Source organism: Anaerospora sp. (genome assembly GCF_032013335.1).
GTDB lineage: Bacteria > Bacillota > Negativicutes > Sporomusales > DSM-15969 > Anaerospora.
In genome coordinates this window covers 19,041-33,400 of sequence record NZ_DALZUO010000002.1, presented here as the reverse complement: position 1 = coordinate 33,400, position 14,360 = coordinate 19,041, and the positions used below count along the sequence as shown (strand labels likewise).

Below are 14,360 nucleotides of genomic sequence, written 5' to 3'. Positions count from 1 at the left end.
AGGATGGACTTTGTTAGGCCATAAAGAAAAGGCCGCCTTTCAGCGACCTTTTGCTCTCTTATAGCGAATAATTGCTAACCTTAATATTAAGCGTTGGCCTGTATCCCTGTTTACTTTCCGTTATTTCCTCAATGAAGTACATTTCGGTCAAGCCCAGCGCTGCATCAAAGACCCCGATGGTTTGGCAGATATCCACATCAGGTCGGTAAATGACATCAATATCAAGAGTTTCTTCCAGCCTTGATATTTCCTGCAGGATTTCTTCACCCCGTTTTTTCACATCAGTAACCGAGTTTAAATAATTATCAATCTTTAAAGCAGTTTTCTTAAGGCCTATTTTTTTGAGAAGCTTGTAGGCTGCCGAATCTATACTAATATCACCACCGCTAAAAACCTCCCTATTTACAGGACTGATTAATGTAACATTATTTAAGTAACGGTCACTTTGATTCGACTGATAGCGAGGCTGCTTTTTTGTCTCGGCCGTATAGTTAGCAGTGATGATCCCTACCGGAGGCGTAATAAAGATTACTTGTCCGCTTGTATAATCCACAGTATAAAACTGCGCTGCTTTTAACTGTCCGTCTATATAAAGACTTACAGAGCCTTCTTCAAGTGGAATGTTTGGAATAGTAAATATTGTGTTCACGCCATTTCCAATGCCAATACAGTTGCCGACGGAACTGGTAACAGGGATAGTATTTTCTTCCCAGATCTGGACTTCTTTTACTGCGAAATACCAATGGTAATAGTTATCGCTCTTGACGGAAGTTTTAAGTCCCAAAAAGCCAGATCGTTTTGAATAGGTATGAGTTTCTACCCAGTCGGAAGATGCTTCTGCGATTAATTTAATATGTTTAATTTTACGTTTTTCCAATTCTCCCCCATTAACGGTTGACCATTGGCTGGAAGATCCAGATACACCGCGGGAGGACCGGTCAATGTAAAACCAATTGTCACCGTCTTCACTCACCTGCACACTAATGCTTTGCTGAATGGTGCCGCCTTTATAATCACCGCAAAGAATATTGATTTCTTCAATTTTCTTTGCTTCTGCTAAGGTAATTTTAAGTAAGTCAGTAGGAAAGTCTGGTGGTACATCATTGTTCATTTGTACCCAGTGCCAGCTCATTTGATCATCTGCACTTTTATTGAGCACCAATTCCGGTGATCCTCCCACTTCAATAACCGAAGTAGGCGGCAGCAAATTGGTAGCCACAGCCGTCTTGCCCAGGTCATTCGGGTTTAGATCCAGTCCGTGTGCTACAACCACAGAATAGAGACTCTCCTCTGATATAGGAGCATCAATTTTTTTAATTAATTCCAAGTCATAATCGGCAACGACCTGCTGCGATGCATGATAGCCTCTAAGGTTGCCTGCCGTATCACAAGTAATGATATAATTAGGACTTAATTGCTGCTTGATCTTCTGCAAAGCCTCAAACCCGTTTTTAATGGTCAAGTTTGTAAACCGGATTGGTTTTAAGGAAAGATTCGTCGGATCCAGTATAATCTGTTCTTCCTTAAAACCAGCTTTTATCGCTAAATCACGAATGACCTGCTCGCCCTGATTGGTAGCATCATCATAATACCAGTAATCGGCAGTTACTTGGCTAGGGCCTTCTGTAGTAACGTGGATTTTTCGGTCTACATACTCTACTCCCAAATCTTTAAATGGGTCCTGCGAGAATACAACCTGTTTGCCGCTATAGCTCACAGTTACCCCGCGAGGCAAAGCCTGATCAGTAAATGCTTGACCTGGTACACCGCCAGCCAGTAGCGTAAACGATCTGCGCACTTCATACCCAGGGTTAACAGATGAAGAAATGGTATAAATGGTACTAGATACCTTCACAGCATCAAACTTGCGGCGTCCGGTCATTTTCTCACCAAAATAGACTTCGCCGTTAATTAGGTCAATTTCATAGTTTTCTTTGATCTTGATGCCGTCTTTATAAAAGATCGGGTAAGGAATATCCACCCACGGCAAATTCTCGATACCCCCTTGAAAATGCATGAGATTGCCGCCTTCAACCTCTGTCAACACCTCTCCCTTGACCGCAATCATATCCGGCGAATATGTAATATCGTCAGGAAGATAATCCAGCAGCCGCTTCATATGATCCATCGCATATACCTTCAGCGACATCTTGCCACCGTTATTAGAGGCAACCTGTGAGATAATGATGCCGGTAAAGCGGGTAAACCATTCGATATTCTCGCCAACGACAATGCCTTCTTGCAGTCTTATCGTATTGCCATGACCCAGGATCGGGTTTTCCTGCCGCTTAAACGAGTAAACACCACCGGGATTAGCAACGTTCAAGGTAAGCTTCGCTGCTCCCAGCTTGCGGCTGCGATTGATTTGATAGCCAATAACCGGAGTATCAATAACATTTACAGAAGTATCTATATGCAGTACATCATTAATATAAATTCTTGTATGGGATACGAAATTTTTCTGCTTTAACGCCTGATTGCCAGCTGGAGTTAATACTGCCATGTTTAACCCTCCCGCAGCTTGATATTGACGGCATAACGCTGCTCGCTTGTTCCTGTAAGGAGATATTGTTTTTCTATGCCATCGACATAAGCGGTAGACGTGGCCAGCAAATGATCGACGATTTCCACTTTTTTGTTCATATATCCCATCAGAACCTCCAATTGTGCCTGATTTACATTGGCCCAGACAAGCGGGAATGTCTCTTTTTTATAAATGTTGGGGGAAACAATGCGGCATTGGCTGCCGTCAAGCAATGGTTCGTATACCACATCCACTTCCCTGCTGCGGCTATACTGCGAGGGATTTACATCCATTATCCAATAGGTTTGCTGCCCAACTTCCCTGATTTTCCATTTCATCATGATCCTTCACCTCGTTTTTAATGATAAAAGGCTTAGTTTTCTATTTGCTAGAAAACTAAGCCTCGCTGTAATTGTGATGCGTAACTATTTGTGAGTGATTCGCGGATATGTTCATCAAACTGATTATTGCTACACATGATTATTTTAGCCGTTCCAAAAGCAATTACTGTAAAGAGTCTAGAGAAAAAACTGAGTTACAATACGCTTTATTAAAACAAATCCTACTATTGCAATTATTCCCTTGATTAGTGCTGGCCAATTGTGATAAAAAATGAATTGCAAAATAATCATTAGTGTAAAACCAACAAGTACTATTCGAAAAAGCCACTCGTTAAACTTAAAATTCATAAAGTTTTTCTACCTCCCCCGAGAAATAGTCATTCATCACTATCATTATTGGGGGTTTGCCTCTGCTTCAATGGATATTCCTCCTCCAAGAAGCGCAGCTACTTCTCCCTTCAAGCGTACTTTTGTCGGTGTTACTACTATATTATATGCACCGCCAACTCCTCCTCCTATAGCAGTATATTTAACGTTAAATTTTGTTCCGAAGACTTGAAATTCCAAACCGTACTCACCTTTTATTGCATAAGCCTCTGCAATTCCCCCAATTGAAGCTCCTTTGGCTCCATTGAAATTAGCAGAAGCCCCTAATTCAAAAGCCCCAACTTTAGAATCAATATTTCCGGAAACATTAAAATCTTTACTTCCTATCCTTCCTGTAGTTCCACTAGCGTGTCCTAAGGCTCCTTCTATACCAACATTTACACCTATCTTATTATTTTCAACTTTGCCTACTCCATTAGCTTTTATTTCTCCTACTTTGTAAGATATATTATCATTAATTTCCCCCTCATTATATGAATAGCTCGCTGAATTTTCTCCATTTGACGACTGTGTTATTGCTACTTGGTTTTGCTCTAATTGACCAAATGTATCTTGTAAAGATATCTTTTGATTAGAAAAGTTGGAGTTAAAGGTAACTGACGGGGAGGGTAAAAATTGAGGGCTACTCCTATCTGTATTGTTAGCAAAATTATCGTTATCTTCCAAAACTTCCGCAGATACAGCTTCTGTCCCACCAATAATGACTTCAGCATTATAATTGGTTTGGACATTCCAACTATATGATTCTGCTGGTTTATTTATAAAATTCCATGAGTTATCAACTTTTAACAGTATATTATTAGTCTGCGATGTTATAAGCTGATTATCATAATTAGACTCTAACTCTCTCATGAGCATTTACTCCTTTCCAGAAATTGGCTTTCAAATAAAAACAACGCATGCCGCAGCATACGTCTCTGATATTTAAAAAACCAAACCTCTTTGAAGTTGTGATGCATAACTATTAGTCAACGATTCTCTAATATGATTATCAAACTGATCATTACCCACTTGCACGACTATATTGCGAGTGGCGTTGTTTCCTGCCCGGAAATAAAAAGAATCAGGCAAGTAAAATTGATCACGCTCTCCCCGATCCATGGTAAACAATTTATCCACAGCTGCTTCTGCGTCCTTAAACTTAGGCCTCTGCCAGCGATCAATCTTTTTCGAGAATAGCCCCGCCAGCAACCCGGCCACTGCGCCCCATGGTCCAAAGGCCTGAAAGCCAGCAACTGCTCCGCTTAAAGCATCTCCAGTCTGATAGGCACTGGCAATTCCGGCAATCCCCATAATTTGCGATCCGATTCTCATGAGATTTTTATCAGGAGACACCTGCTGGATCCCTTTCGTATCTAATCCTGCTTTTTTTGCAGAATCTATAGCTTTTTGAGTTGCTCGATGTGCATTATTAAGAGCTATACTTTCAGTAAATTTGCCAATACTATATGCCGCACTGATATTTTGCCCACCACTTCCATAATTACGATCACCAGTCTCCCTAGATAGATACATCGTTGAACGTGGGTTTGTACTCGCCCAGGTAACCAGCCTTTCACCAAAAGAACGATTCAAAACCTGATTCACAATGCTTTCGACCAGCTCACTTAATTCCGCTACCTGCATATTATTTTGTGCCATTAAAACTCCCTCCTGGATTAATTAATCGACGACTTGAATCTCTTGTTCATTGATAACTTGTGCCGTATCATAGAACCAGTTATCAATTTTTAATACAATATTTTGCTTAGGGTCAATCTGATCTTTAAAAGGATTGCTTAGCTTCTCCAAGTAGGCATTATTTTCAAATAAACTAAGTCCATCTAAGCCACTATAATCCGATGGCATCACTTGAACGGACTTATCCGGAATATACAGAATTTCATCAGGCTGTATATAATCGACATTGTTAATTTGGGGATTATTGGCAAGGATTGCCGTAACACTGACGTCGTTGCTCACAGCAATAGCCCCTAAAGTATCACCTGGTTGAATAACATGGAAGTGACTTTTGGCATTACTATCTTTAATAGATTTTTCATTACTGGCTTCTTGCCTAGATGCAACAATCTTTTTTTCAATAGTATTAAGTTGTTGCACATTATTCAAATATCTTTCTTGTCCTGCATTCCACCCTTTCATATATACAGATTTTATAGCTTTTAAATTAGGTATATTCATACTGGGCAAAAGACTACCATCGCGAGGCACAGGTAAAGTTTCATCAGTGAAGACTTCCCCTACTCTTAGTGCTTCAAAGCAAAAATCCACACAGGCATTAGTAAGTCCATTGTACTCCCCAAAACTTTTATTGTTATCAGCGTTTTGGGCAAACCCCAAGATATTATCGTATTGTCTTTTGGTTAAAGGATATGACTCCTGGTATTTGATAAATGCATATGCCTTATCATCATTCTTGAAAACATGGCCTTCTCCACTAAAGTTTCCATGTACTGCTGGCCCAAATCCATAATAAATCTTACCTTCAGGGCCACCATCTAAAGAAAACCATATATGTCCAAAGGCAGAAACAGCTGCTTGAGTATAATAAATTTCATTTCCCTTATCATCCGTTGTAGAATACTCAATATCTTTTTCGTTAGTTAGAGGAGTCCCTGCTTCAGCAATGTAAAGAGTAATATTATACTGAGACTTATTAATAGTTACCACCTTCACTAAAAATATTCTTTCTTACATAATATATAGACCAAGCTATTAATATTGAAAACGGAACATATAGTACAGAGTAAGTCCAAAGACTTTCAAAAAAGCGTTCATTAGTCCAAGTTCTAAAATTATTTAATGTCATATTGATTGACCAAATGATCCATACGCTAACAGTAGAAATTACTATCGCTTTCCAATAGTTTTTCATTGAGACTAATGCTCCAATGATATTGCTGTTACAGTGGTGCTTCAAATTGCCCAGCCCAGAAATACTATCCCAAAGTAACCACCTGAACCCGGTTGAGCATGTACATAGGCAAATACTCTTTCCTGAATGTGAAAAATAAAGGCGCTAATAGCAAACATCGTAATTACCAGAAAAGTTACCGATACATCCCATCCCTTATAATTCTTACGGCATTCAAATTCATACGATAGCCCCTCACGCTTAAAGCCTTAGCTATTTATATACTACTAATATTTAACTAGGCTGCTTTATTAAGAGTAGTTCTAACTTAAAAAAACTCTACCGATTCCGTGCTGCATGGATTTGCTTACATTGCTCAACCCAGTCATGAAATTCCTGCGGATTATTCATAATTTCACGCGAAGGAGCTTCTGCCACATTCGCAGCTGCAATTTGCCGGATAATTTCATTCGCATTCTCATAATACCCAGCCCATCCAGCGGCTTCCAGTAAAAAGTCATCTTCATTCATTGCTGTTGTTATCGTAACCCCATATCTCTTTGCATAATGATCTAGCTTACGGAAATATGGGGTTTGAGAAAAACCTGAGCATTCCCCATATCCGTTATAAATTCCAGTTGAGCCTCATAAAACTTCTCTAAGACTTCTACTGAAAGAGTAGTTTTCATTTCTTCAACCGAATTAAACAAACGCTGTCTAGCTTCACTATGCAAGGCTTTCGCAAGTAAAGCCTCCAATACCGACAGCGTCCAGGCAGTATGTATTTGCCGTGCAATATCCATACTGACTAACTTTTCGACCAATTGCTCTTTATTAAAAGCTGCAAGATCTTTTCTGCGCGTATCCTTCAGAAGTGTTGATTTTTTCTCTAATTTCTCATGATAGTGTACATCATCATCTACTAGAGTCAATGCAGCTTTCGCTAAAATAGCATCCTGCTCCATTTCAATTATTTCATTTACGATAAGTTCTATATCTTGTAATAGATATAGGGCTTTCACTGTTTCAGCGGCCTCTGCAAGTAAATGAATCGCATTTTTATGCGTTCGCCGGGCATCCGCCATTGCTGCCTCATGCTCCTTTGCAGATAAAGCAATGAGTCTATAAGTTTGCGTGATATCATTTACCATTAAGTCTACTTTTTTCTCGCGCTGATAAAATACCCCTGTATTCATTACTTGTCCTCCCAAGCAGCAAAATCGGCAATATTAGCCTTTTTTAATGCATTGTACTTATTCAACATTACTTTCCGGTAGGTTTCGAATTTTTGTTCGTCACCCTCCGTAATCAGCATGGCAAAATCCAGTGAAGTTTCTAGCAAATGCTGCAGTTTGGCATTGGTGCGGGATATTAATTCTTCCGTATTCATCTTCATGCTCCTCTTAATTTTAATAAGGGGGGATTATCCCCCCTTTTGCCCATTAGTTGTTAGCGATCGTCATGGTGCCGGTTCTTCCTGTCCAGGTAAAGGTTTCAGCAAGTGTGCCATTGACAGTGGTCGGCATTCCTCCTGATGCAACAACAATATCAGGGATTGTAATTCGTTTGAGAATAGAATTATCGACTGGTGACTTGATCACAGCCTCCAGGCCTAGATTATTTTGGGCCCCATAAGCAGGCATCTGCTCAATGCCAAATTGGGTTTCCGTGCTGTCGCTGCTTCCATAGGTCAGCAGTTTCCGCAAAGCCAAGTCATTCATCAGCACACTAAAGCTGCCTGCCACCGAGGGAGCACCACCTGGCGCAAATAGTACCTGTCTGCTGCCTAATTGGGGTACTCGCTTTTGTGCCAGACTAATACCAATTTTTGCGGACTGCAAGCGGGGAATTAAAGTTTTTGAGCTAAGACCAATGCTGACCGGGGTAAACTCGCCCCGGACTGCTGCTGGTAAAGCCGCATTGAATACCGGGTTAATCGGAGTGCCGATTTGCGCCGAGTAAAAAACAACTGTCCACACCTGGCCTGCTGCCAGACCACTGGCTGCAATCCGCTTAGTAGCAGGTGTATAGGTATAATCGTTGCCCTCCATCAGATTTGTGCTAACGCCCCCGGCATTTTTCGTTACCCGCAGCAAATAGGCACCGCTGAAATAACTGTTGTTCTTGGTTTGGACAGGTGCTTCGGCACCGGTTACTGGCAGGGCAAAGTATCCATTGGTAACATCAGCGGCTGTGATGGTATACGTTTTGGTAAGAACATAGCCGTCAAACACGGTAAGATTGTCACCTGTCAATCCATATGCTTCAACTGCATTTCCTGCCGTATCATAGCCATAGTTGATGCTATTCACGCAGGCACTTCTGACATAGACCGAGCGGAAGAAATTTCCCGTATTATCACGAACCAGCCCAACGTAATCAACCTGGGCATTAGCAAAATCGCCAAGTGCAAAATTAGTGGCCGCTGTCTTGCCGGTAATACTGCGGCTAAGATCAATGCCGGTATCGAAAACTGAAATATTTAGCGATACTTCGGCTGGTGCACTGGAGACACCAGAGTGACTGGAATTGCCTAATTCGTCAATTACTTCATTGGGAACGTTGGCACTGACGTCAATAGACTGGGCTCGGTTGATCAAGGTATTATTGATATAATGGATGCATCTATCTGATTTCAAAGCGGAAATAAAAGTAGGTGTTGGCATGGTAATCTCTCCTTTTAATCAATTAATGTATATAGATAAATTTTAGCTCTGGCTTTAAAGCGCTGTGTTAAGTCGACTTCGACGCGAACGCCGTCGCCGACCATAGTGATACCGGTATCCTGCTGTGCAGCATTTAGTACCGGTAAATTTTTGTTTTCAAATAGATCTTTCACTGCTTCACAGAGATTATTGCGATCTTCCTGCGTGGTTGTATAGATATCGGCAAAAAAGACTCTGGGACGCCTGCGGTAACCTGACAGTTCATATTGCTCATCTACTTTGGTTTTATCGTGCTCCAAAGCAATCAACGTTCCAGCAGGTGCTGTTTCCGGGAATCCATATACCACTGATAGGTTAGGATAATCTACCTTTAAGGTCTCCAGTTGCAAATAGATGGTTCGCATAATATCCTGCAATTGACTCATCATAACTCCTCCTTTCCTATTGTTATGGAGAAAAATATTTTATACAAAGCCGATCCATGTGGGTAAAATCAACATTCCAGCAATCTAGCTTCCTGCTCATTTTCGAAAGTCTTATCTTGTACATTTAGACTTATCTTATCGAAAGCGTTCTCTTGTTTAACCGAACTCATTTCATAATATCTCCTCCTATTTTTTATCCGTACAACTTCTAATGGTTTTATCTGTATGAAAGTGAGTAATTCTAATCTTTTTTGATAAAAAGAAAAAGACCACAGTTTCCTGTGGCCTTTAGTTGAACTAAAATATCTATGAAATTAAATACATAATGATTTTAAATTAGCATCTTACTCTTCTGTAGCTGCTACTTCTTTAACTATAACAGCTTTTTCAAGTTCTTGAAGCCGTTGCAGTAACTGCTGCTTATATTGTTGACATTGTTCAAATTGCCTCTGCAAATGTTCCATCGTAAGCATAATGTCACACATTTGTACTTTAATTTCCTCTTTTGTCATTATAATAGTCCTCCGCTTCAATAATATACTCTTGTTTCTTTAAATGTAGAATAGAGTAGCTTCATCGAGATTCATCTCCACAAGATGAATCTTCCCCTAATTTTTAATACCAAATTCTAAGTACATATCTCCAGTTAGCTAAAGTACATACAAAGGTAGAGCCATTGGTTTTATTTAGTGCGTATAAGTTAGCACTTGAATTAACTTGGATGGTTGTTGAACTGAGCGCAGGTGTAAGAGGATACTCCACGTTTCCTGCCGGGCTAACAAATGGACTAATTGCATAATCTCCCACCGAATAACCTCCCTGAGCGACCACACACTTTAAAAGCACGTCACATTTGCATTTCAATGGGTCAAGAGTTAACCCATGTATTATAGTAGTAGGAGTATTTGCTACTGGGGTTTGTTCACTAGAAATCCATAAAGAGGTTCCTGTACCGATTATTTTAGAGTCACCTAGTGTTAATCCTATCTGTTTTATAGTTCCATCTGAACGTTTTGCATCAAGCCAAAGTACATTGTCAGATTCAGATAAAGATACTTGCATTTGACCATTACCTATATTGCTATAGTTAAGAACAGACCTATCAACTCCTAATATTGTACTTCCTGTACTATGAAGAGTAGCTTTAGGGTCTGGTACGTTTATTCCAACTTTATTTGCTGGATTTATACAAAACGCATTTGATCCCGTAGCTGAATTTAAAATACCAAAAGATCCATCATCAACAGCAGACACATCTATATACTGTCTCCAAGCTATAGTATTGTTTCTGTTTTGCATGGCTAACGCAAACACTTGATTACTATCTTCCCTTATTGTAAGTTTAGCGTCTCCTACTGGGCTAGTTGTTCCTACCCCAATAACGCCTCCATACGGTTGCAGTAAGAGTCTTCCGTTATTAGCTACGCCCTGGTCTTGTGTTTGAATATACACGCTTCTATTATTTAATACAGCTTCCCCAAGTATCCCGAAAGCAAGCCCAAAAGGATTTGAAACATCACTAGAATACAGGCCAAATAGTTGGTCGTTGCCGACAGTGGTTTTTGCTAAGGCACCTTTTGCTGTCAATTTATGCCCAAAACCAGTGCCACCTATACTTACATTACCAGAGGCATCTATCCGCATACGTTCATAACCATTAGTCCAGAAGGTCATTGGATTGGCCCCATCAGTCTCAATCCCAAGCTCGGTGTTTGAATATATAGATGCAGTATTAGGCTTTATAGAGTGATAAGCTGTAACTGTGCTCCCAGTGGCCCGGAGATCTATTAGTTTTCCTGTATCATTTTTTGATTCAATTAAGTTACTCGCGCTAGTAACTGAGTTTGTAAGGATAAGTGCTCCACTAAATGTAGGGCTTTCTAGTGTAGCAAGCGTTTTTATTACGGGAGTAGACATTAACGTAAATCCTGTTTCACTCGTTATCAAGGAGATAGTAAGATTACTCGGTGATACAGCAAATCCTCCCCCTGAAAAGAGCAGCCTTTGTATGTTTATAGCAGGATACGTCCACACTGTCGCAGTAGTACCTAGCAAGATACAAAGATTTGAGCCATCTATTCCGCATCTCACAGAAGAAAAAGGAGCTTTAGGGGATATTTCCACTTCCGAACTTCCGATAGCAGTACCAGATGCAGAAACCTGTCCTCGCACTTTTAGCGACCAGCTAGGAACTAATCCTGTAGCCCCTGTATGCCAGTTGAACCCATCTATCTCCATATCAAAAAAGGTCGCTACGCTCATAAGAGGGAGGGTTATTTTTATGGTTCCGGTAACGGTAGCTGCGCTGGTATACTGCGCTAAATCTCTTATCACTCTTATGCCGTTTGTCGGTATGTAGTCCTTCGATATTTTACTGTCTACTACATCTTTTGTGTAAGCATCAAGTATTCCGTAATCAGCTAATTTAGACGGATTTTTTACCCCCGTAGCTCCCACAAGATCTACATTGTTAATCTTAAAATACGCGATTTTTTGCTCTGTAGAATCTAAAGAGAAATTACGTTGGCGAGTAGTAACAGGATTATCAACAGCCAAAGTGTCAACAGTAGATAAATATTTATCGAGTTGTTCATAAGTTACAATATATGTTGCACTAGAATCATAAACAGTATTAAGAATCGCTAAATAGTAATTCCCATAGGAGTTTCCTCCTGCCGTGGTTTCATAATTGCCAAATATATACCCGTTCATATGCACAGCAATTTTATTTTTCAATCTGCGACTCAACAAACTACCTGCTACATTAGTGTTGTTTATAAAATATTTAGTGCCACTTAATCCTGGATTTGCTTTTTCTCTGAACTGTACCCCACTTAATTGCTCAACTTGTGTTACTCCCTGCGGAATATTTACTACACTTCCTGCGCTCATTACTGGTTTTGTTGAATCATTATTATAGTAGTTTATGTGATATACAGGAGTAGTGAGTTTGTAGTGCAAAACGTACGGTGTATAACCAGAATAACTTGCTGTTGGCAGAGTAGAAGTTACTCCGGTTCCATCGGTGATCTTCTTCCAATATTTCGTGCCTGATACATAGGTAGAGCCATCCGAAGCACACATTTTCCAGCCATAGAAATAGGCTTGAATCTCAGAGTTAGTCGGAGTCATAGCATCTGTCCAACCAGAATCAGTATCAAGAATAGTAAATCTAAAACCAGCATCTACTGAGTACTGAAAAGCTTGATCAGCGGAAGTAAATCCTGACGAAGAGTCCGTATTTATGTTTCGGAGAATACTTCCGTCCGATTTTACAATATAGAAGTTAAAATCTCCGGTGTTAAGCGTTCCACTAAATGTCGGAAGCCTAACTGCCTTAAATCCTGTGAAGTCTAGGCTAAATCCATAGGTCAGACTTCCTTCCATAACAACATTTTTCTTCCACACCTCTTTATACACAGAAGTATTAGGAGTTAACCATACGCTTTCATCCTGCGCTATTTGCATTGGCGTATGAGCGTAAGATTTTACTTGTGGCTCAAAAGCTGTAGCAGTAGAGCCTAGTTCGAGTTGATACGTTGCGAGGCTTGTTACCGGACCAGTTACTCTAACATACGTACAATTAGCGGGAGTAGTAAATGTCGAAACACCTTGAAGTGCAGATATGAAATTGTAGTTATTATCGTAGAAACGAACACTATAACCTACAGCAGTTTGTGAATAAGAGGTAGAAGGCTTTACTGCTATATAAGATGGGCTGTACCAGTATGTAGCATCTACTGATGCCACATTTCCAGTATTTAAATAGTATCCTTGTATAACATTAGTAGGATCAAATAGATTTTTCCCTATTTGTGTTACAAGAACATCTTTCTTAAACTGTACTGAATCTACATAAGGATATTTAGCGGCTATTTGAGCATCAGTCATAGTCGCTAATGCATTATATTCTTCTAGCGTTACTTCGTACATCCTTGCACCGTCTAAATAAAAAGTGTTAGTGTTTGGTGTAGCTTGCGAAGTATAAAATTGGACCATAGTAGCATCAATAGTCGGATTTAATTTGCGAACTATTGTAGACCAAGATGAAGATATTGTATGGGTAGTAAAGGTAAGTCCACCAGAATCCGACCCAAATCTCGTATAAAAGGCAGTAGCAGTAGGACTCTTAACATTAGCCAATAAGACGTAGTATTTATTGGCAGATATAGCGCAGTTTTTGATAATCGAAGTAAATGAACCACCACCAGAACCGACTAGCTTTTGACTTTTGGTTCCGGTGTACACTTCAGTAGAATCTAGTGCTACAGTTGACCAATGCCCTACATTACCTAATACCCATCCATCTGCCACTCCATCACCATTGCTATCTACTTCAAAATTGCCATCCTTACCAAGCAAATTTACCAAAGTACGGCCTTTAATTTCTACGCTTAACTCGCTTTGCTCTGCACCAATTTGTGTTTTCGCTTCCTCCCGATAGGAGTCTGCTTCTGCTTTAGTATAAGCATCCACTATTCCATAATCCTGAAGCTTACTGGGCTTATCGGTTATTGCAGACCACTTATGCGTGCCATTATTGACATGAGCAGTCAAATTCGTCTGAACTGCATTAGCCTTTGCCTGTGCGCCGGACGGTGTTTCAGCGCCAACTTGCTCTGCTGTTACTTTATGGGGATTATCGGTTCGTTTGCTATGCTGGTCATCGCTTAACTCACTCCATTCGGTTCCGCTATAATACCAGCGTGATTTGCTTGCTTTATTCCAGGCCGTTAATCCTTCGAACGGTACATAGAAAGTCCAGACATCATTGATGTATTGTGCCAAACATTCCGCTTTTCCTGTCCAAGCACCATTGGGAGCTCGGCCAACTACATACAATACTCCAGGCGCAGGATTTGCTGGTGGATTATTTGCGAGCGCACCCTCAATTACCGGCTGAACCAATGCATCCAGGATATGACTACTTACTATGTAGGGAAAGTTAAGTCTCGGTGTATCACCCATTTTATTGCCTCCTATTTTTAATAACTTAGTTTTACTTCTAGCCAAAGAAAAAAGCCACAGTTACCTGTGACTGCAGCCTATAGACAAACGTGCCGGAAGGAGATTGCCGCGTCGTTTTACTCCTCGCAATGACAGTAAAGTCAGGTGTCATCGCGAGCATAGCGTGGCGATCTCCTTTGTTGGCTTACTTTTGTC

The 14,360-nt window shown here is 40.4% G+C and carries 12 protein-coding genes; all 12 read right to left on the bottom strand.

What is annotated here, in order from left to right:
- Positions 1 to 58: 58 nt before the first annotated feature.
- Positions 59 to 2,503 (bottom strand): hypothetical protein, encoded by a 2,445-nt coding sequence (locus RTR76_RS02155; protein WP_312516248.1) that lies wholly within the window; start codon positions 2,501 to 2,503, stop codon positions 59 to 61.
- 2 nt (positions 2,504 to 2,505) lie between these two features.
- Positions 2,506 to 2,865, bottom strand: a complete 360-nt coding sequence (locus RTR76_RS02150) for a hypothetical protein (RefSeq protein ID WP_312516246.1) — start codon at positions 2,863 to 2,865, stop codon at positions 2,506 to 2,508.
- Positions 2,866 to 3,258: 393 nt separating this feature from the next.
- Positions 3,259 to 4,104: a hypothetical protein gene (locus RTR76_RS02145; protein ID WP_312516244.1), complete on the bottom strand. Its 846-nt coding sequence runs from the start codon at positions 4,102 to 4,104 to the stop codon at positions 3,259 to 3,261.
- 72 nt (positions 4,105 to 4,176) lie between these two features.
- The gene (locus RTR76_RS02140; protein WP_312516242.1) at positions 4,177 to 4,893 is read right to left on the bottom strand and encodes a hypothetical protein; all 717 of its coding nucleotides are present in this window, start codon (positions 4,891 to 4,893) and stop codon (positions 4,177 to 4,179) included.
- Between the two features lie 21 nt (positions 4,894 to 4,914).
- Positions 4,915 to 5,928, bottom strand: a complete 1,014-nt coding sequence (locus RTR76_RS02135) for a LysM domain-containing protein (protein WP_312516240.1) — start codon at positions 5,926 to 5,928, stop codon at positions 4,915 to 4,917.
- Between the two features lie 517 nt (positions 5,929 to 6,445).
- Positions 6,446 to 6,637, bottom strand: a complete 192-nt coding sequence (locus RTR76_RS02130; protein ID WP_312516237.1) for a hypothetical protein — start codon at positions 6,635 to 6,637, stop codon at positions 6,446 to 6,448.
- 41 nt (positions 6,638 to 6,678) lie between these two features.
- The gene (locus RTR76_RS02125) at positions 6,679 to 7,302 is read right to left on the bottom strand and encodes a hypothetical protein (protein ID WP_312516235.1); all 624 of its coding nucleotides are present in this window, start codon (positions 7,300 to 7,302) and stop codon (positions 6,679 to 6,681) included.
- Positions 7,302 to 7,496 (bottom strand): hypothetical protein, encoded by a 195-nt coding sequence (locus tag RTR76_RS02120; protein ID WP_312516233.1) that lies wholly within the window; start codon positions 7,494 to 7,496, stop codon positions 7,302 to 7,304. The genes RTR76_RS02125 and RTR76_RS02120 overlap by 1 nt, the downstream gene beginning before the upstream one ends.
- Positions 7,497 to 7,548: 52 nt before the next feature.
- Complete coding sequence (locus RTR76_RS02115; protein WP_312516231.1) at positions 7,549 to 8,772, bottom strand: hypothetical protein; 1,224 nt, start codon at positions 8,770 to 8,772, stop codon at positions 7,549 to 7,551.
- A gap of 14 nt (positions 8,773 to 8,786) precedes the next feature.
- Entirely contained in the window at positions 8,787 to 9,200 is a 414-nt protein-coding gene (locus RTR76_RS02110; RefSeq protein ID WP_312516229.1) for a hypothetical protein, read from the bottom strand.
- 341 nt (positions 9,201 to 9,541) lie between these two features.
- Entirely contained in the window at positions 9,542 to 9,709 is a 168-nt protein-coding gene (locus RTR76_RS02105; RefSeq protein ID WP_312516227.1) for a hypothetical protein, read from the bottom strand.
- A 103-nt stretch (positions 9,710 to 9,812) separates the two neighbouring features.
- Positions 9,813 to 14,165 carry a DUF2793 domain-containing protein gene (locus RTR76_RS02100; RefSeq protein WP_312516225.1) on the bottom strand — a complete coding sequence of 1,451 codons (4,353 nt, stop codon included), beginning with the start codon at positions 14,163 to 14,165 and terminating at the stop codon, positions 9,813 to 9,815.
- Between the last annotated feature and the right edge of the window lie 195 nt (positions 14,166 to 14,360).